Genomic DNA, 18,034 nt, shown 5'->3' on the forward strand with positions numbered 1-18,034 from the left:
GTACACCCATGCCAGCCAAGCCCCTCGGCATCATCGACCCGCCCATCGACGAACTGCTCTCGAAGGTCGACTCCAAGTACGCCCTCGTGATCTTCGCGTCGAAGCGCGCCCGCCAGATCAACGACTACTACGCCGACCTGCACGAAGGCAGCCTCTTCGACAACGTCGGCCCGCTGGTCGACTCCGGCATCGACGACAAGCCGCTGTCGATCGCGCTGCACGAGATCAACGAAGACAAGCTGACCGTCAAAGCAAATGCTCCGATCCCTGAATAGGGATCGGACGAGCAATGCTCCGATCCCCGAATAGGGATCGGACGAGCAACGCTCCGATCTTCGAGTAGTCCTCGTCTGAATGAAAGGCTCGCCGTCGTTTCGACTGCGGGCCTTTCGCTTTCCCCCGCCCGCCATCGACCTGCCAGAGTAGAGCCATGAACATCGTCGTCGGAATCACCGGGGGAATCGCGGCCTACAAGGCGGTCGGGGTCGTCCGCGGCTTCGTTCTCGCGGGCCACAGCGTCCAGGTCATCGCCACCGAGCACGCCCTGCGCTTCGTCGGCAAACCGACTCTCGAGGCGATCTCCCGCAACACCGTCCACACCGACCTCTACGAGGGTGTCGCCGAGGTACGGCACGTCGCGCTCGGCCAGGCCGCCGACCTCATCGTCATCGCGCCCACCACCGCCAACACCCTGGCGAAGCTGGCCGCCGGGCTCGCGGACGATCTGCTCGGCAACACCGTGCTCGCCACGACAGCGCCCATCCTCCTCGCTCCCGCGATGCACACGGAGATGTGGCAGAACGCCGCGACGGTGGCGAACACCGCACTGCTGCACTCGCGCGGCTACCGGTTCATCGGTCCGGCCGTCGGGCAGCTGACCGGCACGGACTCCGGGCCGGGGCGGATGAGCGAACCCGACGAGATCGTGGCCGCAGGGCTCGCGCTGCTGGCAGCGCGTGAGCAGGCTCCGGATGCCGCGGCGGCAGCCCGCGGCACGGCAGACCTCGCGGGCCTCCGCATCCTCCTCTCTGCAGGCGGAACGCGCGAGCCGCTCGATCCCGTGCGCTTCCTCGGCAACCGGTCGAGCGGAAAGCAGGGCGTGGCCCTCGCCGAGGCCGCTCTGAGCCGGGGTGCCACCGTGACGCTCGTCACTGCCCACCTCGAGGTGCCGGTACCCGGCGGTGCCGAGATACACCCCGTGGAGACCGCGGAACAGCTGCGCACGGAGATGAATGCACTGCTCGGTGGGGCCGACATCGTGATCATGGCCGCGGCCGTTGCCGACTACCGGCCGCGCGAGGTGGCCGAGGGCAAGATCAAGAAGGATGCCACGGGCGACGTTCTGACGCTCGAACTGGTGAAGAACCCCGACATCCTCGCCGAACTGGCCGCCAACCGTGCACCGGGACAGGTCGTCGTCGGATTCGCCGCGGAGACCGCCGGCAGCCGGGAGGAGCTCCTGGAGCTCGGCAGAACGAAGGCCGCCCGCAAACGCGCGGACTATCTTGTCGTCAACAGGGTGGGCTGGACCGAAGGTTTTGCCACAGACGGCAACACTGTCGTGGTGCTCGATGGGGCCGGGCATATAGTGATCGAGGCCACCGGCTCGAAGTTGTCAGTGGCGCACAGCATTCTGAATGTGCTGGCAGAGGCCGGCCGTTCGAACCACCAGGAGCACAATGACTAACCTTCGCCTGTTCACGTCAGAGTCGGTCACCGAGGGCCACCCCGACAAGATCTGCGACCAGATCTCCGACAGCATCCTCGATGCGCTGCTGACCGTCGACCCGACGAGCCGCGTCGCGGTCGAGACTCTCGTCACCACGGGCCTCGTGCACGTGGCCGGTGAGGTCACCACAGAGGGTTACGTCGACATTCCCACGATCATCCGGGAGCGGGTGAACGCCATCGGCTACACCTCCTCCGACATCGGGTTCGACGGCAACAGCTGCGGCGTCTCGGTGTCGATCGGAGCCCAGTCGCCCGACATCGCGCAGGGCGTCAACAACGCGTGGGAGACCCGCCAGGCTGCGGGTGGCTCAGAGGGTCACGACGACGACCCGCTCGACCGCCAGGGCGCGGGCGACCAGGGCATCATGTTCGGGTTCGCAACCACCGAGACCCCGCAGCTCATGCCGCTGCCGATCTGGCTGGCGCACCGGCTCTCCGAGCGTCTCGCCGAGGTGCGCAAGACGGGGCAGCTCGACTACCTCCGGCCCGATGGCAAGACGCAGGTGACCATCGGTTACGAGGGGCTCATCCCGCGCACCGTCGAGACCGTGGTGCTCTCCACGCAGCACACGCCGAGCGTGTCGAGCGAACAGCTCGCACGCGACGTGGAGGAGCTGGTCATCCGCCCGGTGCTCGCCGATGCGCCGCTCGACTCCTCCGCCACCGCCCTCCTCATCAACCCCACGGGCCGCTTCGAGATCGGCGGGCCGCAGGGCGACGCCGGGGTCACGGGCCGCAAGATCATCGTCGACACCTACGGGGGAGCGAGCCGCCACGGCGGCGGTGCCTTCAGCGGCAAAGACCCGTCGAAGGTCGACCGTTCGGCCGCCTACGCCATGCGCTGGGTCGCGAAGAACGCGGTCGCCGCCGGGTTCGCCGACAAGCTCGAGGTGCAGATCGCCTACGCGATCGGCAAGTCCGCACCGGTCGGGCTCTATGTCGAGACGTTCGGCACCAACCACGTTCCCGACGAGCGCATCATCGACGCCATCCGCCAGGTCTTCGACCTCCGCCCGGCGGCGATCATCCGCGACCTCGACCTGCTCCGACCGATCTATGCGCAGACGGCCACCTACGGGCACTTCGGCCGCGAACTTCCCGACTTCACCTGGGAGCGTCTCGACCGCGTGAGCGATCTGCAGGCCGCAGCGGGCTTGTGAGCCCGGCCGGCGGAGGCCCCGCCGAGGCTGGCGGCGGTGCGGCTGAACCCCCGGCCCCGACCGGCGGCGCCGGGGGCGGCGGGGGCGGCGAGCCTGTCGCGGCGCGCACAGCCACGCGCGTCGCCCGGGTGATGCTCGAGTCGCCGCTGCCGCAGCTCGACCGGCTCTTCGACTACCGCATCCCCGAGAGCCTGCTGGCGGATGCCCGGCCGGGCGTGCGCGTGAAGGTTCCGCTCCGCTCGGCGGGGCGTGTCTCGCGGGCGTACATCATCGAAGTGACCGACCACGCCGACTACGTGGGCACCCTCAGCGACATCGAGGAGATCGTTTCGCCTGTGCCGGTGCTCACGCCCGAGGTGTGGCAGCTCGCCCGGCGTGTGGCCAGCCGCGCTGCCGGGAATGCGAGCGACGTCGTCCGCCTCGCGGTGCCGCCGCGCACGGTGCGCGTCGAGAAGGCGTGGGTGGCGCGGCAGGCGGCGGCCGCGGCAGCCGACGAGCCGGCCGAGACTCCCGTGACAGGCGACGTCGCTGCCGCTTCCGAGCCAGCTGCGGCCCACGGGCCTGCCACTCCATCGCCGGCCGTCACCCCCGCCATCACGGGGTACGGCGACGGCGTCGTCGAGGCCGCCCTTCGGGCGCGGGCGCGCCTCGCGATCACGGCGGTGCCCACCGTGCGGCAGACCACGGGCGGCGAGTGGGTGGGTGCCTGGGCCGAGACGATGGCCGCCATGGCGGCATTCACACTGGGGCTCGGCCGGTCATCCATTCTGGTGGTGCCCGACTACCGTGACCAGGAACAGCTCACCACCGCTCTCCGTGGTGCCGGGGTCGCTCCAGAGCGGGTCTCGCCGCTGGATGCCCACCAGACGAACCCGGAACGCTACGGCCACTTCCTCGAATGCCTGGAGCCCGTACCGCGTGTCATCGTCGGCACCCGCTCAGCGATCTACGCCCCCGCCCACGACCTCGGACTGATCGCCCTCTGGGACGAAGCCGACCCGCTGCACGAGGAGCCGCTCAGCCCCTACGTCTCGTCCCGCGACGCAGCGCTCGTGCGGCAGGAGCTGAGCGGTGCGGCGCTGGCATTCGTGTCACACTCGCGGAGCTCCGAGGTCGAACGGCTGGTCGAGCTCGGCTTCCTCTCCGACCTGCCGCAGAACCCGCGGTTCCTGCCGAATGTCGTCCCCACCTCAGCGCAGTCCTCGAACGACCGGCTCGCGCAGTCCGCCCGCATCCCGTCGAGCGCATGGAACGCCGCCCGCAAGGCCCTCGAGACGGGTCCGGTGCTCGTGCAGGTCGCCCGCCCCGGGTACGCCCCGGTGCTCGCCTGCGCGAGCTGCACGAATCCGGCACACTGCCTCGTCTGCGACGGTCCGCTCCGCCAGGCCTCCCGCTCCTCGCCGCCCTCCTGCGCCTGGTGCGGCGCGATCGCCGCTCAGTGGCAGTGCCGCCACTGCGAGGGCACGACCTTCCGCCTGGTGGGCCAGGGCAGCACCCGCACCGCGGAGGAGCTCGGCCGCGCCTTTCCCGCCACGCGCATCATCGTCTCCGACGGTTCGCGCTCCCTGGGTGACGTGGGGTCGGCACCGGCCCTCGTCATCGCGACCCGCGGCGCCGAACCGGTCGCGGCCGGCGGCTACCATGCCGTGCTGCTGCTCGACGGCGAACGGATGCTCGCGCGCGAGTCGCTCACGGTGGCTGAGGACTGCCTGCGCTGGTGGTCGAACGCCATCGCTCTCGCGGCTCCCCGCGCCCCGGCCGTGATCGTCGGCGTCGGCGGCGAGCTCGCCCGAACCCTCGTCACCTGGCAGCACGCCCGGTTCGCCAGCGCGGAACTCGCCGACCGGAGGCGCCTCCGCTTCCCACCCGCCGTGCGGATCGCGACCGTGCGAGGCACCCCTGACGCGGTCTCGAAGGCTGTGCAGGAGCTGCACGATTCGGTGCAGGGCGAAGACAGCGCGAAGATAGACGTGCTCGGACCGGTTCCCGACGAGGCCGACGACTTCGTGCGCTCCATCGTGCGTTTCGACTACGCGGTGGGCGCGAACGTCGCCTCGACGCTCCGCGCCGCCGTCATCAAGAACGCGACGAGCAGGCGCAAGATCCCGGGCAAACCCGCCAACTACCGACCACCGCCCACCCTCCGGGTGCGCTTCGACGACCTGGAGATCCTCGAGTGAGACTTGTCTTCGCCGGAACCCCTGAGGTTGCGACCCCCACCCTCCGCCGCCTGGCTGCCGACCACGAGGTCGTTGCCGTGATCACCCGGTTGGATGCTCCCCAGGGCCGGAAGCGCGTGCTCACCCCGTCGCCCGTCGCCACCCTGGCCGACGAGCTCGGCCTCCCGGTCATCAAGGCGAACCGGCTCGACGACGAGGTCACCGCGCGGATCGCTGCCCTCGATGCCGACCTGGGCGTGATCGTCGCGTACGGAGGTTTTGTGCGGGAGCCCCTGCTCAGCACGCCCCGGCTCGGCTGGATCAACCTGCACTTCTCGCTGCTGCCGCGCTGGCGTGGGGCGGCCCCGGTGCAGCACGCGGTCATCGCGGGCGACTCCGTGACCGGGGCATCCGTGTTCCAACTCGTCGCAGGAATGGATGCCGGACCGGTGTTCCAGAGCATCCGCACCCCGATCGGTGCCCACCAGAGCGCGGGCAGCCTGCTCGATGCGTTGGCCGTCGACGGCGCGGCACTGGTCGCCGAGGTCGTGGCCGGCCTGGCCGAAGGCACCGCGGTCTCGGCCGAACAGCGGGGCGAACCCACCCTGGCCCCGAAGCTCGGCATCGAGGATGCCCGGCTCGACTGGACTCGAAGCTCGGCCGAGATCTACCAGCGCCTCCGCGGCGTCACACCCGAACCGGGTGCGTTCACGACGATCGCGGGCGAGCGCTTCAAGATACTGGAGGCGGAACCCGCCCGCGACACGCCCCCTCTGCCGCCCGGGCGCATCCGCCTCGACGGCCGGTCGCCGGTGGTCGGCACGGCCGACGCGCCTCTCCGACTCGTTCGTGTGCAACCATCGGGGAAGAAGCCGATGGCGGCAGCGGACTGGTGGCGCGGCGTCGGAAGCGGTGCCGCAGACGATTCGACGATCGAGGTGGTGGCGGAATGAGCGGCACGAATGACGGCGGCAGCGGCGGAACGGGCGGCACCGGCGGCACCGGAAGCGGTGCGGCGAACAGCGGCGCCCCGGGCGAGCGGCCGAAGCACGGCCGCCGGGGTGCCAACCAGGGCCGGAGCTCCAGCCCCGGCCGCGACACGCCCGGCCGAGACACGCCCGGCCGGGACACCGCGAGCCGCGACCGTGGCCGCGGCCACGGGGCAGGGCGCGACCGCTCCGGCACCGCGCCGGGCCCGCGGGAACGCACGCAGAGCGCGACAGCCGTGCAGCCCGCGCGGCGGATCGCGTTTGAGGTGATCCGGGCTGTCCGTGAAGACGACGCCTACGCCAACCTGCTGCTGCCGACGAAACTCGCCCGCGCGAAGCTCAACACGGCCGACGCGGGGCTTGCGACCGAACTCACGTACGGAACGCTCCGGCTCCGCGGTTACTACGACCGGGTCATCGAGCTCGCTGCCAACCGCCCCATCGACGAGATCGACGGCCCGCTCGTCGATGTGCTCGAACTCGCCGCCCACCAACTTCTGTCCCTCCGCGTGGCGAGTCACGCCGCGGTGAACGAGGCCGTCGAACTCGCCCGGGTGGTCGCGTCCCGGTCGTCCACCGGCTTCGTCAACGGTGTGCTCCGCACGATCACCCGCTCGACTCCCGAAGAGTGGCAGGACAGGGTGCTGGGCAGTGCCCAGGGTGACGACGGCCGACTCGAGGTGCTGTACTCGCATCCGTCCTGGATCATCCGCGCGTTCCGTCGCGCGCTCCTCACCGACGGCGCGACCGCCGACGAGGCCGAGGTCGACCTCGTCGCACTGCTCGAAGCCGACAACGAACCCGCGAAGCTCGGCCTGGTCGCCCTGCCCGGGCTCGCAACCCGGGACGAGATCGGGGTGGACGGGCATCCGGCGCCCTATTCACCGTTCGGATTCATCACCGAATCAGGTGACCCGCGCGACATCCCCGAAGTGAAGGCCGGCACTGTGCGCGTGCAGGATGAGGGATCGCAGCTCGCGGCCCTCGCCCTCAGCAGAGCCCAGCCGATCAGGAAGGGCGAACGCTGGCTCGACCTCTGCGCCGGCCCCGGCGGCAAATCGGCCGTTCTCGCCGCGGAGGCACGCGAAGGCGGAGCCGTGCTCACGGCCAATGAGCCCGTTCCGGCCCGCGCCGAACTCGTGCGGAACGCCCTGGCTGCGATACCCGACCCGCCCGTCGTCTGGGAGCTCGACGGCACCACCGTCGGCGAGAGCCACCCCGGCGAGTTCGACCGCATCCTCGTCGACGCCCCCTGCACCGGCCTCGGAGCACTCAGGCGCCGGCCCGAAGCACGCTGGCGCAAGTCCCCGAAAGACGTCGCCGAACTCGTCGTGCTCCAGTCGAAGCTCATCGACTCGGCCATGGCGGCCCTAAAGCCCGGCGGCATCCTCGCCTACCTCACCTGTTCGCCGCACGTCGCCGAGACGCGTGGGCAGGCGACGGATGCCCTGAAGCGCCATGCCGGAACTCTGGAGCCGCTCGCCACCCAGGCCACGCTCCAGGCCCTCGCAGACACGCCCCTCGTGCTCGGCACCGACGAAACCCAGGCGCAGCTCTGGCCGCACGTGCACGGCACCGACGCGATGTTCATCGCCCTGTTCCGAAAGCTCTGAGCGGTTGGATCCTGCGGTAAGGTCGGATCCCATGAACAAGCGACAGAAACTCACTATTGTCGGGCGGGTTGTCTCAGAACGGCTGCCACGGTGAACGACATGCCGGTGTGGCTGGCCGCCCTGACATCCGTCGGTGCGCTCGTCGCGGCGGTGTTCGCCGGCGTCGCAGCGTGGCGTGTCGCCCGAATCGAACAGCAACGCGACCGTCGCGCGCAAGCAGTCGCCGTGTCCGCCTGGGTCGTACTTCGTGCAGCAGAAGAGGTCGTCACCGTACAAGTGGGGGTTCCCCGAGCCTGCATCCGATTCGCTCGTGGCCATCATGAAGAGTGGCACCTGGCGGGTGCACTCGCTCAGCTTCCTCGACCAGGACCACGTGGGGTGGCTGCGTGGCTCGTCCGGCGCACTGTGGGAGGCGCCGTCCCAGCGGCCTGAGCGACCGGTGCCGGTCAACTAGGGTTGGAGCCGTGCCCGTGAGAATCGACCCCAGCATCCTCGCCGCCGACTTCGCCAACCTCCAGGCCGAGATCGACCGCGTCGCCACCGCCGACCTGATCCACGTCGACGTGATGGACAATCACTTCGTGCCGAACCTGACCCTCGGGCTCCCGGTCGTCGAAAGTCTGCAGAAGGTCTCTCCGCTGCCGCTCGACCTGCACCTGATGATCAGCGATGCCGACCGCTGGGCACCCGTCTACGCCGAGACCGGGGCGTTCTCCGTCACCTTCCACGCCGAGGCTGCGGTGGATGCCGTGGCCACCGCGAAGCGTCTCCGTGAGATCGGCGCCCGGGCCGGTCTCGCCGTGAAGCCGGGCACGGACATCGCGCCCTACCTCGACCTGCTGGCCGATTTCGACATGCTGCTCATCATGACCGTCGAGCCCGGTTTCGGTGGCCAGTCGTTCATGGCCGACACGATGCCGAAGCTCACCGCTGCCCGCGAGGCCGTGCAGAGGAGCGGTCTCGACGTGTGGCTGCAGGTCGACGGTGGCATCAGCGAGAAGACGATCGAGATCGCCGCGGCGGCCGGTGCCGACACGTTCGTCGCCGGTTCCAGTGTCTTCGGCGCCGAGAACGCCGCCGCGCAGATCAGCCTGCTGCGGGAGCTCGCCGGGAAGCACAGCCACGGAAGCCCGGTAACCTAGATCCCGTGAAGACCTTCGACTCCCTGTTCGAGGAACTGCAGCAGAAGCAGCAGCTCCGCCCCGAGGGCTCCGGCACGGTGCGCGAACTCGACGCCGGCGTGCATGCCATCGGCAAGAAGATCGTCGAAGAGGCCGCCGAGGTGTGGATGGCCGCCGAATTCCAGAGCCTCGACGAGACGGCGGAGGAGATCTCCCAGCTGCTCTACCATCTGCAGGTGATGATGCTGGCGAAGGGCCTCAGCCCCGCCGACGTGTACAAGCACCTGTAAGAGCACCACACCCCACATCCTCACGAAAGACCACTCATGCTGAAAATCGCGGTACCCAACAAGGGTTCGCTGTCGGAGACCGCTGCCCAGATGCTCGCCGAGGCCGGCTACCACGGCCGCCGCGACCCCCGGGAGCTCGTCACCCAGGACCCGCGGAACAACGTCGAGTTCTTCTACCTCCGCCCGCGTGACATCGCCACCTATGTCGGGTCGGGCGCGCTCGACGTCGGCATCACCGGCCGCGACCTGCTGCTCGACTCCGAGTCGCCGGCCACGGAGGTCGCCGAGCTGAACTTCGGCGAATCGACGTTCCGGTTCGCCGCTCCCGGCGGCCGGTTCGACAGCCTCGACCAGCTGCAGGGTCTCCGCGTCGCCACCAGCTACCCGGGCCTGGTCGGCGCGTTCCTCGCCCAGACGAACGTCACCGCCACGCTCGTCAAGCTCGACGGTGCCGTCGAATCCGCTGTGCGCCTCGGGGTCGCGGATGCTGTCGCCGACGTCGTCTCGACCGGCAGCACGCTCCGGAAGGCCGGGCTCGAGATCTTCGGGCCAGTCATCCTGCAGTCCACCGCCGTGCTGATCTCCTCCGGTGTGCAGAACGCCGGGGCCGACACCCTGCTCCGCCGCCTGCAGGGCGTGCTCGTCGCCCGCCAGTACGTGCTGATGGACTACGACGTGCCCCGCGTGCACCTCGACGCCGCGACCGCCGTCACCCCCGGCATCGAGTCGCCGACGATCTCCCCGCTGGCCGACCCCGAGTGGGTGGCCGTCCGCGCGATGGTCCCGCGAACCGAGATGAACCTCGTCATGGACTCCCTCTGGGAGGTCGGGGCGCGCGCCATCCTGGTCAGCCCGATCCACGCCGCGAGGCTGTGACGATGTCGCTCACACGCCGCGAGGCTTCGGCCATGCAGCTCACACGCCGCGAGGCTTCGGCATGACGCTCGCCGTCCGCGTCATCCCGTGCCTCGACGTGGCCGCTGGCCGTGTCGTCAAGGGTGTCAACTTCGAGAACCTGCGTGACGCGGGCGATCCCGTCGAGCTCGCACGCCTCTACAGCGCGCAGGGAGCGGACGAGATCACCTTCCTCGACGTGACCGCCACCGTCGACGAACGCGACACGACCTACGACATCGTGCGCCGCACGGCCGAGCAGGTCTTCATCCCGCTGACGGTCGGCGGGGGAGTGCGGAGCGCTGAAGACGTCGCCCGGCTGCTTGCGAGCGGGGCCGACAAGGTCGGCGTCAACAGCGCAGCCATCGCCCGCCCCGCGTTGCTCGGCGAGATCGCCGACCGCTTCGGCGCCCAGGTGCTCGTGCTCTCGCTCGACGTCAAACGCTCCTCCAGCACCGACTCCGGCTTCGTCGTCACCACGCACGGTGGCCGCCGCGAGACCGACCTGGATGCCCTGGCCTGGGCCGAACGCGCCATCGAACTCGGCGCGGGCGAACTGCTCGTCAACTCGATCGACGCCGACGGCACGAAGGACGGCTACGACCTCGAGCTGATCCGGCTCATGAAGTCCCTCAGCAGCGTGCCGGTCATTGCTTCAGGCGGCGCCGGCAAGCTCGGCGACTTCCCCGAGGCGGTCGGGGCGGGAGCCGACGCCGTGCTCGCGGCCTCCGTCTTCCACAACCGAGAACTGACCATCGGCGACGTCAAAGAGGCGCTGGCCGAGAGGGGAGTGATTGTCCGGTGAGCGACAACACACCGATGGGCTACACACCGGAGTCGAGCGACATCATCAGGGAGCTTCCCATCGATGTGGAAGCCGTGATCGCCCGCGCGAGCTTCGACGCGAAAGGCCTGCTGCCGGCCGTCATCCAGCAGTTCGACACGCTCGAAGTGCTGATGGTGGGGTGGATGGATGCCGAAGCCCTCCGCCGCACGTACACCACCGGGCGCGTGACCTTCTGGTCGCGCTCCCGCCAGGAGTACTGGCGGAAGGGCGACACCTCCGGCCACGCCCAGTACGTGCACGGCGCGGCGCTCGACTGCGATGGGGATACGCTTCTGGTGACGGTCGACCAGATCGGCGTCGCGTGCCACACCGGCACCCGAACCTGCTTCGACGGCGACCCTCTTGCTCCGGTGCAGGGTGCGCCGGGCGCTACCGAGGGATGATGGTGATGGCAGAGACTCCCACGACTTCGACCAGGCGAGAAGAGTTCGACGCGCTCCTCTCGACGCACCGGGTGCTGCCGGTCATCCGCACTCTCTTCGCCGACGGTGAGACCCCGGTGGGCATCTACCGGAAGCTCAGCGACAACCGGCCGGGCACCTTCCTGCTCGAGTCGGCGGCGCAGGGCGGCGTGTGGTCGCGGTTCTCCTTCATCGGGGTGTCGAGCTACGGCGTGCTGAGCGCAGAGGGCGACCGCGCCGTCTGGATGGGCTCCGGGTTGAGCGCGGCACGCGCCTTCCCACAGGGCATGCCCGCCGGCCCCCTCGAAGCCCTCGCGGAGCTCTACGAGGAGTGGAAGACCCCGGTCATCCCCGGGCACCCGCCCCTCACCGGCGGGCTCGTCGGTTTCATCGGCTGGGAGGCCATCCGCCAGATCGAGCACCTGCCGAACCGGCCCCCCGCCGACTTCAGCATGCCGAGCCAGGCCCTCTCGTTCGTCTCCGACCTGATCGCGGTCGACCACCTGCTCGGCACGGTGACACTCGTTTCGACAGTGCTGGCGGACGGCGCTGGCCTCGGTGGCAGTGGCACCGCCGGCGCGGGCGGGGTCCGTTCCGGTTCCCGCAGGCGCGCCGCGGCAGACGAGGAGAAGCTGAGCGCCGACGAGTTGTGGCGCGACGCCCAGACCCGCCTCGACTCGATGCAGCGCCGGCTGGCGAAGCCCGCGGAGGCGTGGCTCGCCGAGGCCGACTTCGGCCTGTCGGCGGTTCCGGATGCCCGCACCACCCGCGACGAGTTCCTGGCGTCGATCGACGTGGCCAAAGAGCACATCCGCGCCGGCGACATCTTCCAGGTCGTGATCGCCCAGCGTTTCGACCTCGCGTGCACCGCGGAACCGATCGACGTCTACCGGGTGCTCCGCACCCTGAACCCGAGCCCGTACCTCTATCTGCTGAACCTCGAGTCACCGGCCCGCGAGCCCTACGCGATCGTGGGTTCGAGCCCCGAGGCTCTGGTGAAGGTCGCCGCGGGCACCGCCTTCACCCACCCCATCGCCGGCTCCCGGCCGCGCGGCCGCACGGTGGAGGCCGACCTCGACCTCGAGACCGAACTGCTGGCCGACCCGAAGGAGCGAGCGGAGCACCTGATGCTCGTCGACCTCGCTCGGAACGACCTGCTGAAGGTCTGCGAAGCCGGATCCGTCGAGGTGACCGAGTTCATGCGCATCGAGCGGTTCAGTCACATCATGCACATCGTCTCCTCGGTCGAAGGCACCCTCGCCCCCGAGGTGACGGCGATCGACGTGTTCCGGGCGACGTTCCCCGCGGGCACCCTCTCCGGCGCACCGAAGCCGCGTGCCCTGCAGATCATCGACGACCTGGAACCCGCCCAGCGCGGGCTCTACGGGGGAGTGGTGGGCTACTTCGACTTCGCCGGGGACGCCGACCTGGCCATCGCGATCCGCACGGCTGTCATCGCCGACGGAGTGGCGCGCGTGCAGGCCGGCGGCGGGCTCGTCGCCGACTCGGACCCCGATTCCGAGTTCATCGAATCCCAGAACAAGGCGGCGGCACCGCTCCGCGCGGTGGCGATCGCGAACGCGATGACGAGGGTCGGATGACCGGCGGTACGGGAGCGACAGGCACTCCGGGCGCTGCAGAGCCGGTGCTCAGCGAGACGGAGCTCCGAGCATCCAGAGCACGCCGGCTGAAGTCGTACACGATCCTGGCCGTCATCGTCTGGAGTGGGCTCGTCTTCCTCGCCTGGTCGCAGCCGTGGTTCAGCCTGCACGCCCAGGGCCGTGCCGGCGACATCGTCACCGTCACGGTGCAGGGCGCGGTCGCGGCTCCCGCCCTCTCGGCCCTCGCCCTCGCAGGGCTGGCACTGTCGGCCGCCCTCGCCATCGCCGGCCCTGTCATCCGGATCGTGCTCGGCGCCCTCGAGTTCGCGCTCGGACTCTCGATCACCGTCTCGTCCGTGTCAGCCCTGGCCGACCCCGTGCAGGCCGGGCAGTCCGCGATCACGACGGCGACGGGCGTCGCCGGCACGTCGTCGATCGGCCAGATCGCCACCGCTTCGGGCACGGAGCTCTGGCCGTTCCTCGCGATCGCCAGCGGCGCGCTGATGGCGCTGACGGGCATCCTGATCATCGTCTCGGTGCGCCGCTGGCCCGCCTCGGGCCGCAAGTACCAGCCGGTGACCTTCGCCGCATCCGACGGCCGCACATCGGGCAACCCCGCCGATCTGCTGGTCGACGAGCCGGCCCCGAAGGCACCCGCGCGTGACGTCAACACCACGCGTACCGCGGCGGTCGACAACTGGGACAGCCTCACCCGCGGCCAGGACCCGACGGACTGAGCGGCATCCGCCCACACCGACCGCACCACCAGCACCACCGCACTGCACCACCCAGCACACCCGGCGGCACCCGATAGAATGGATGCCGACCCGCGAACACAATTCTCAAGGAGCAAGATGAGCATCGAGTCAGAAGAACCGGGCCACGGCAGTTCGACCGCATCGTGGACCGCCGTCGTCATCATGCTGGTGGCCTTCGCCATCGGCACGACCGCCTTCTTCTTCAGCATCGTGTGGCTTGTCTGGGCGTCCGTTGCCCTCCTGATCGTCGGTCTGCTGGTGGGCTACGGGCTCGCCAAGGCCGGCTACGGCGTCGGCGGCGCCAAGTCTGCCGCCCGGGGGCACTGACCTCCCGTGCTCTCCTCCCTGACCGCCGGGGCTGCTGAAGACGCAGCGGCGCGGCTCGAACTCGTTCCCTTCGACGAGGTCGAGCGCAGGGCGCTGGCCGCCCCGCCCGCGCTCGATGCCCTGGCCTTCCTCGCACCGGCCGAACGTGTCAAGATCATCGCCGAGGTGAAACGCTCGAGTCCTTCGCGCGGTGCCCTCGCCGCCATCAGCGACCCAGCCGCCCTCGCCTCCACCTACCAGTCGGCCGGCGCCAGCACCGTGAGTGTGCTCACCGAGGGCCGCAAGTTCAAAGGCACGCTCGAAGACCTCGAACTCGTGCGTGACGCCGTCTCCATCCCGGTGCTCCGGAAAGACTTCATCACCCTCGACTACCAGGTCTTCGAGGCTCGCGCGGCGGGGGCCGACCTCGTTCTGCTGATCGTCGCCGCGCTCGACCAGGCGCAGCTCGCCCACCTCCAGGAGCTCATCCAGTCCCTCGGCATGACCGCCCTGGTCGAGACGCACTCCGCCGACGAGGTCGAACGGGCACTCGACGTGGGTGCCTCCCTGATCGGGGTCAACGCCCGCAACCTGTCGACGTTCGAGCTCGACCGCGACCTCTTCGGCACTCTCGCCGACCGCATCCCGGCCGGCATCGTCCGTGTCGCCGAGTCCGCCGTGAAGACGGCGGCCGATGTCAGCCACTACCGCTCGAGCGGCGCCGACGTGGTGCTCGTGGGGGAGGCGCTCGTCACGGGCGACCCCGCGCGCACCCTCGAAGAATTCCTGGGAGTCTCATGACCACGCACCTCCGCGACGAGCAGGGGCCGTTCTTCGGCGAGTTCGGCGGGAGGTTCATGCCCGAGTCGCTCATCGCCGCGCTCGACGAGATCTCCGTCGCCTACGGCGAGGCCAAGAACGACCCGGCCTTCGCTGCCGAGCTCACCGAGCTCCACAGGAGCTACACCGGTCGTCCCTCGATCCTCACCGAGGTTCCCCGGTTCGCGAAGCATGCGGGCAACGCCCGCATCATCCTGAAGCGTGAAGACCTGAACCACACCGGCTCGCACAAGATCAACAATGTGCTCGGCCAGGCCCTGCTCGCGAAGCGGCTCGGCAAGACCCGCCTGATCGCCGAGACCGGCGCGGGCCAGCACGGCGTCGCCACGGCGACCGCGGCCGCCCTGATGGGCATGAGCTGCGTCGTCTACATGGGTGAGGTCGACACCGAGCGCCAGGCGCTGAACGTCGCCCGGATGAGGCTGCTGGGCGCCGAGGTCATCCCCGTGACGACGGGAACCCGCACCCTGAAGGACGCCCTCAACGAGGCCTTCCGCGACTGGGTCGCCAACGTCGAAGACACCCACTACGTGCTCGGCACCGTGGCCGGCCCGCATCCGTTCCCCGTCATGGTGCGCGACTTCCACAAGATCATCGGCGAGGAGGCGCGCCAGCAGGTGCTCGACCTCACCGGAGCGCTGCCCGACGCCGTGGTCGCCTGTGTCGGCGGGGGTTCGAACGCCATCGGCATCTTCCACGCCTTCCTCGACGATCCGGATGTCACGCTGATCGGCTACGAGGCAGCCGGCGACGGTGTCGACACCCTCCGCCACGCCGCAACGATCACGATGGGCCGCCCGGGAGTGCTGCACGGCTCCCGCAGCATGATGCTGCAGGACGAAGATGGCCAGACCCTCGACTCGCACTCGATCTCCGCGGGTCTCGACTACCCGGGTGTCGGCCCCGAGCACGCCTGGCTGGCGTCGATCGGCCGGGCCCAGTACGTTCCCGTGACCGACTCCGAGGCGATGGCGGCGTTCCGCCTGCTCTGCCAGACCGAAGGGATCATCCCGGCCATCGAGTCGGCGCACGCCCTGGCCGGTGCCCTGGAGCTCGGCCGCGAGCTCGGTGAGGGTGCGGTCATCCTGCTGAACCTGAGCGGTCGCGGCGACAAAGACGTGGAGACGGCGGCACGCTACTTCGGCGTGCTCGACGAGGTCGCTCTCGTCGCCACCGAACTCGAGGCGAGTTCCCTCGAGCCGGGCGAGCTGGCCAGCGACGCCCTGACCGACGAGCTCCGAGCGGGCTCCGGGGAAGCGGCCGAGCTCGCCTCCGGTCGAGGAGTGCAGCTGTGAGCGGCACCACCACCGTTTCGCCCGTCGGCACCCGCATCGCGGAGGCCAACCGCGACCGGGCCGGAGCCCTGATCGGCTACCTGCCCGTCGGCTTCCCGACTCTCGAACAGAGTGTCGACGCCGCGGTCGCGCTGGTCGAGAACGGCGTCGACGTGCTGGAACTCGGCCTGCCCTACTCCGATCCGGTGATGGACGGCCCGGTCATCCAGAGGGCGACCCAGACCGCCCTCGAGAACGGCTTCCGGCTGCGTGACGCCTTCACGGCGGTCGAGGCGATCCGCTCCCGGGTGGATGCCCCCATCCTGCTCATGACGTACTGGAACCCCGTGGTGCAGTACGGGGTCGACCGGTTCGCCGACGACCTCGTCTCCGCCGGTGGCGCCGGCCTCATCACGCCCGACCTCACCGTCGACTCCGGCCGGGACTGGCTCGCGGCAAGCGACCGCACAGGGCTCGACCGGGTCTTCCTCGCCGCCCCCACCTCCACCGCCGAGCGCCTCGAACTGGCGGTGACGAACAGCCGCGGCTTCGTCTACGTGGTCTCCACAATGGGTGTCACCGGCGCCCGGAGCGACGTCGACGTCTCCGCCCGCACCCTCGTCGACCGCCTCCGGGCGGCCGGTTCCACGAGCGCCTGCGTCGGCATCGGCATCTCGACGGGCGACCAGGTCGCCGAGGTGCTGGAGTACGCCGACGGCGCGATCGTGGGCTCAGCGCTGGTACGCGCGCTCAGCGACGACGGGGTGCAGGGCGTGGCGAAGGTGGCCGCATCCCTCGCCGCCGGCACTGCACGCTCACTCTGAGAGACCGGGCAGACAGCAGCCCCCTGTCACGCGCGCCCTCACGGCGCACCCTAGAATTGGGCTTGCCGATTGCCCTCTTCGCTTTCGGTTCCCGCATGGAAGGTCTACCACCAGGTGTTTCTGCCGCAGAGCATTCCCAGCCCGTCGATCAACTCGCTTGACATCACCGGGTGGATTCGCACGTTGGGCCTCGCCCTGCCCGACAACTGGAACCTGAGCATCCGCATCTACGCCCTGTGCATCCTGCTCGGCATCGTCATCGCCACGATCATGACGTCACGCCGGCTCACCAAGCGGGGCGCGGAGCCGGGCATCGTGCTCGACATCATCCTCTGGGCGGTGCCGCTCGGAATCATCGGATCCCGTGTCTTCCACGTGCTCACCCACCCCGGCGACTACTTCTACCCCGGCGCAGACCTGCTGAAGACGCTCTACATCTGGGAGGGCGGGATCGCCATCTACGGCGGACTGCTCGGGGGCGCCCTCGGCGCGTACATCGGCTGCCGCCTCACCGGCATCCGGCTCTGGACGTTCGGTGACGCCCTCGCGCCCGGCCTCCTGCTCGCGCAGGCCTTCGGCCGGTTCGGCAACTACTTCAACCAGGAACTGTTCGGCTACCCGACCGACGGCTGGTGGGGCCTCGAGATCGCGTCCCCCAACCCGGCCATCCCGATCGGCCTCGCGCCCGGAACCCTCTTCCAGCCGACGTTCGCCTACGAGGTCATCTGGGATGTCATCGGCGTCATCGTGCTGCTGGTTCTGTCGAGCCGACTGAAGCTCCAGTGGGGCAAGGTCTTCGGCGCCTACCTCATCTGGTACGGCGCCGGCCGGAGCGTCTTCGAGACGATCCGCATCGACCCCAGCGAGATCTTCTTCGGCGTGCGCACCAACGTCTGGGCCTCCTGGATCGCCATCCTGCTCGGCCTCATCCTGATCATCGTGCAGACGAAGCGCCACCCCGGTCTCGAGCGCGGACCGTACCGCTCGGGAATTGCGTGGTCACCGGCGAACGCTGAGGTAGACTCGGTGGACAGGTACACAGACGAAGAACTCCGCAGCAACGATGCCTCGGAAGAGTCTGTGGCAGACGCACCTCTCGAACCGAAGGCCACAAGCACAGTCGGAAAGAAGTAGGCAGGCCGAAACAAGCCAGGCACCACCAGCTGCAGTCGCACTCCACTGCACTCATCACCATCGCACTTCTCCACTCGGGCCGCCGGCGTCCC

General features: G+C 69.6%; 19 protein-coding genes. All 19 read left to right on the forward strand.

Features of this window, described 5'->3' with window-relative positions:
- Positions 1–8: 8 nt before the first annotated feature.
- A complete protein-coding gene (gene rpoZ / locus FB464_RS05335) occupies positions 9–275 on the forward strand; it encodes a DNA-directed RNA polymerase subunit omega (RefSeq protein ID WP_104243599.1) in 267 nt (88 codons plus the stop codon).
- Between the two features lie 155 nt (positions 276–430).
- Complete coding sequence (coaBC, locus tag FB464_RS05340) at positions 431–1,687, forward strand: bifunctional phosphopantothenoylcysteine decarboxylase/phosphopantothenate--cysteine ligase CoaBC (protein WP_116414787.1); 1,257 nt, start codon at positions 431–433, stop codon at positions 1,685–1,687.
- Positions 1,680–2,891: a methionine adenosyltransferase gene (gene metK / locus FB464_RS05345; RefSeq protein ID WP_116414786.1), complete on the forward strand. Its 1,212-nt coding sequence runs from the start codon at positions 1,680–1,682 to the stop codon at positions 2,889–2,891. Before coaBC ends, metK begins: the two co-directional genes overlap by 8 nt.
- A gap of 131 nt (positions 2,892–3,022) precedes the next feature.
- On the forward strand, positions 3,023–5,071 hold the full coding sequence (locus tag FB464_RS05350; protein WP_116416575.1) for a primosomal protein N' family DNA-binding protein: 2,049 nt from the start codon (positions 3,023–3,025) through the stop codon (positions 5,069–5,071).
- Positions 5,068–6,003, forward strand: a complete 936-nt coding sequence (gene fmt, locus FB464_RS05355; RefSeq protein WP_116414785.1) for a methionyl-tRNA formyltransferase — start codon at positions 5,068–5,070, stop codon at positions 6,001–6,003. Before FB464_RS05350 ends, fmt begins: the two co-directional genes overlap by 4 nt.
- Complete coding sequence (locus FB464_RS05360; RefSeq protein WP_211327367.1) at positions 6,000–7,652, forward strand: RsmB/NOP family class I SAM-dependent RNA methyltransferase; 1,653 nt, start codon at positions 6,000–6,002, stop codon at positions 7,650–7,652. The genes fmt and FB464_RS05360 overlap by 4 nt, the downstream gene beginning before the upstream one ends.
- 175 nt (positions 7,653–7,827) lie before the next feature.
- Complete coding sequence (locus tag FB464_RS05365) at positions 7,828–8,106, forward strand: hypothetical protein (RefSeq protein ID WP_116414784.1); 279 nt, start codon at positions 7,828–7,830, stop codon at positions 8,104–8,106.
- 10 nt (positions 8,107–8,116) lie between these two features.
- Positions 8,117–8,794 (forward strand): ribulose-phosphate 3-epimerase, encoded by a 678-nt coding sequence (rpe, locus tag FB464_RS05370; RefSeq protein ID WP_116414783.1) that lies wholly within the window; start codon positions 8,117–8,119, stop codon positions 8,792–8,794.
- Positions 8,795–8,799: 5 nt separating this feature from the next.
- Positions 8,800–9,063, forward strand: a complete 264-nt coding sequence (locus FB464_RS05375) for a phosphoribosyl-ATP diphosphatase (protein WP_116283157.1) — start codon at positions 8,800–8,802, stop codon at positions 9,061–9,063.
- 36 nt (positions 9,064–9,099) lie between these two features.
- The gene (gene hisG / locus FB464_RS05380) at positions 9,100–9,939 is read left to right on the forward strand and encodes an ATP phosphoribosyltransferase (protein ID WP_116414782.1); all 840 of its coding nucleotides are present in this window, start codon (positions 9,100–9,102) and stop codon (positions 9,937–9,939) included.
- 61 nt (positions 9,940–10,000) lie between these two features.
- Positions 10,001–10,762 carry an imidazole glycerol phosphate synthase subunit HisF gene (hisF, locus tag FB464_RS05385; RefSeq protein WP_116414781.1) on the forward strand — a complete coding sequence of 254 codons (762 nt, stop codon included), beginning with the start codon at positions 10,001–10,003 and terminating at the stop codon, positions 10,760–10,762.
- Positions 10,763–10,776: 14 nt separating this feature from the next.
- On the forward strand, positions 10,777–11,187 hold the full coding sequence (gene hisI / locus FB464_RS05390; RefSeq protein ID WP_116416572.1) for a phosphoribosyl-AMP cyclohydrolase: 411 nt from the start codon (positions 10,777–10,779) through the stop codon (positions 11,185–11,187).
- A 5-nt stretch (positions 11,188–11,192) separates the two neighbouring features.
- On the forward strand, positions 11,193–12,806 hold the full coding sequence (locus FB464_RS05395; protein WP_116416573.1) for an anthranilate synthase component I: 1,614 nt from the start codon (positions 11,193–11,195) through the stop codon (positions 12,804–12,806).
- Complete coding sequence (locus tag FB464_RS05400) at positions 12,803–13,543, forward strand: Trp biosynthesis-associated membrane protein (RefSeq protein ID WP_116414780.1); 741 nt, start codon at positions 12,803–12,805, stop codon at positions 13,541–13,543. Before FB464_RS05395 ends, FB464_RS05400 begins: the two co-directional genes overlap by 4 nt.
- 117 nt (positions 13,544–13,660) lie before the next feature.
- Positions 13,661–13,891, forward strand: coding sequence for a DUF6704 family protein (locus FB464_RS05405; protein ID WP_116414779.1), 231 nt, complete (start codon positions 13,661–13,663; stop codon positions 13,889–13,891).
- A gap of 6 nt (positions 13,892–13,897) precedes the next feature.
- Positions 13,898–14,671 (forward strand): indole-3-glycerol phosphate synthase TrpC, encoded by a 774-nt coding sequence (trpC, locus tag FB464_RS05410; protein WP_116414778.1) that lies wholly within the window; start codon positions 13,898–13,900, stop codon positions 14,669–14,671.
- On the forward strand, positions 14,668–16,005 hold the full coding sequence (gene trpB, locus FB464_RS05415) for a tryptophan synthase subunit beta (RefSeq protein WP_116414777.1): 1,338 nt from the start codon (positions 14,668–14,670) through the stop codon (positions 16,003–16,005). Before trpC ends, trpB begins: the two co-directional genes overlap by 4 nt.
- A complete protein-coding gene (trpA, locus tag FB464_RS05420) occupies positions 16,002–16,808 on the forward strand; it encodes a tryptophan synthase subunit alpha (protein WP_116414776.1) in 807 nt (268 codons plus the stop codon). The genes trpB and trpA overlap by 4 nt, the downstream gene beginning before the upstream one ends.
- A gap of 69 nt (positions 16,809–16,877) precedes the next feature.
- On the forward strand, positions 16,878–17,942 hold the full coding sequence (lgt, locus tag FB464_RS05425) for a prolipoprotein diacylglyceryl transferase (RefSeq protein WP_425472400.1): 1,065 nt from the start codon (positions 16,878–16,880) through the stop codon (positions 17,940–17,942).
- The last annotated feature ends 92 nt before the right edge of the window (positions 17,943–18,034 follow it).

This window comes from Subtercola boreus (genome assembly GCF_006716115.1).
Taxonomy (GTDB): Bacteria; Actinomycetota; Actinomycetes; order Actinomycetales; family Microbacteriaceae; genus Subtercola; species Subtercola boreus.

Excerpts from the sequence above, each read along its gene's own strand:
- FB464_RS05400 (WP_116414780.1), top strand. The coding sequence starts at position 12,803 with ATGACCGGCGGTACGGGAGCGACAGGCACTCCGGGCGCTGCAGAGCCG.
- coaBC (WP_116414787.1), top strand. The coding sequence starts at position 431 with ATGAACATCGTCGTCGGAATCACCGGGGGAATCGCGGCCTACAAGGCG.
- FB464_RS05405 (WP_116414779.1), top strand. The coding sequence starts at position 13,661 with ATGAGCATCGAGTCAGAAGAACCGGGCCACGGCAGTTCGACCGCATCG.
- FB464_RS05395 (WP_116416573.1), top strand. The coding sequence starts at position 11,193 with ATGGCAGAGACTCCCACGACTTCGACCAGGCGAGAAGAGTTCGACGCG.
- hisG (WP_116414782.1), top strand. The coding sequence starts at position 9,100 with ATGCTGAAAATCGCGGTACCCAACAAGGGTTCGCTGTCGGAGACCGCT.
- hisI (WP_116416572.1), top strand. The coding sequence starts at position 10,777 with ATGGGCTACACACCGGAGTCGAGCGACATCATCAGGGAGCTTCCCATC.
- metK (WP_116414786.1), top strand. The coding sequence starts at position 1,680 with ATGACTAACCTTCGCCTGTTCACGTCAGAGTCGGTCACCGAGGGCCAC.
- rpoZ (WP_104243599.1), top strand. The coding sequence starts at position 9 with ATGCCAGCCAAGCCCCTCGGCATCATCGACCCGCCCATCGACGAACTG.
- FB464_RS05360 (WP_211327367.1), top strand. The coding sequence starts at position 6,000 with ATGAGCGGCACGAATGACGGCGGCAGCGGCGGAACGGGCGGCACCGGC.
- hisF (WP_116414781.1), top strand. The coding sequence starts at position 10,001 with ATGACGCTCGCCGTCCGCGTCATCCCGTGCCTCGACGTGGCCGCTGGC.
- trpB (WP_116414777.1), top strand. The coding sequence starts at position 14,668 with ATGACCACGCACCTCCGCGACGAGCAGGGGCCGTTCTTCGGCGAGTTC.
- FB464_RS05350 (WP_116416575.1), top strand. The coding sequence starts at position 3,023 with ATGCTCGAGTCGCCGCTGCCGCAGCTCGACCGGCTCTTCGACTACCGC.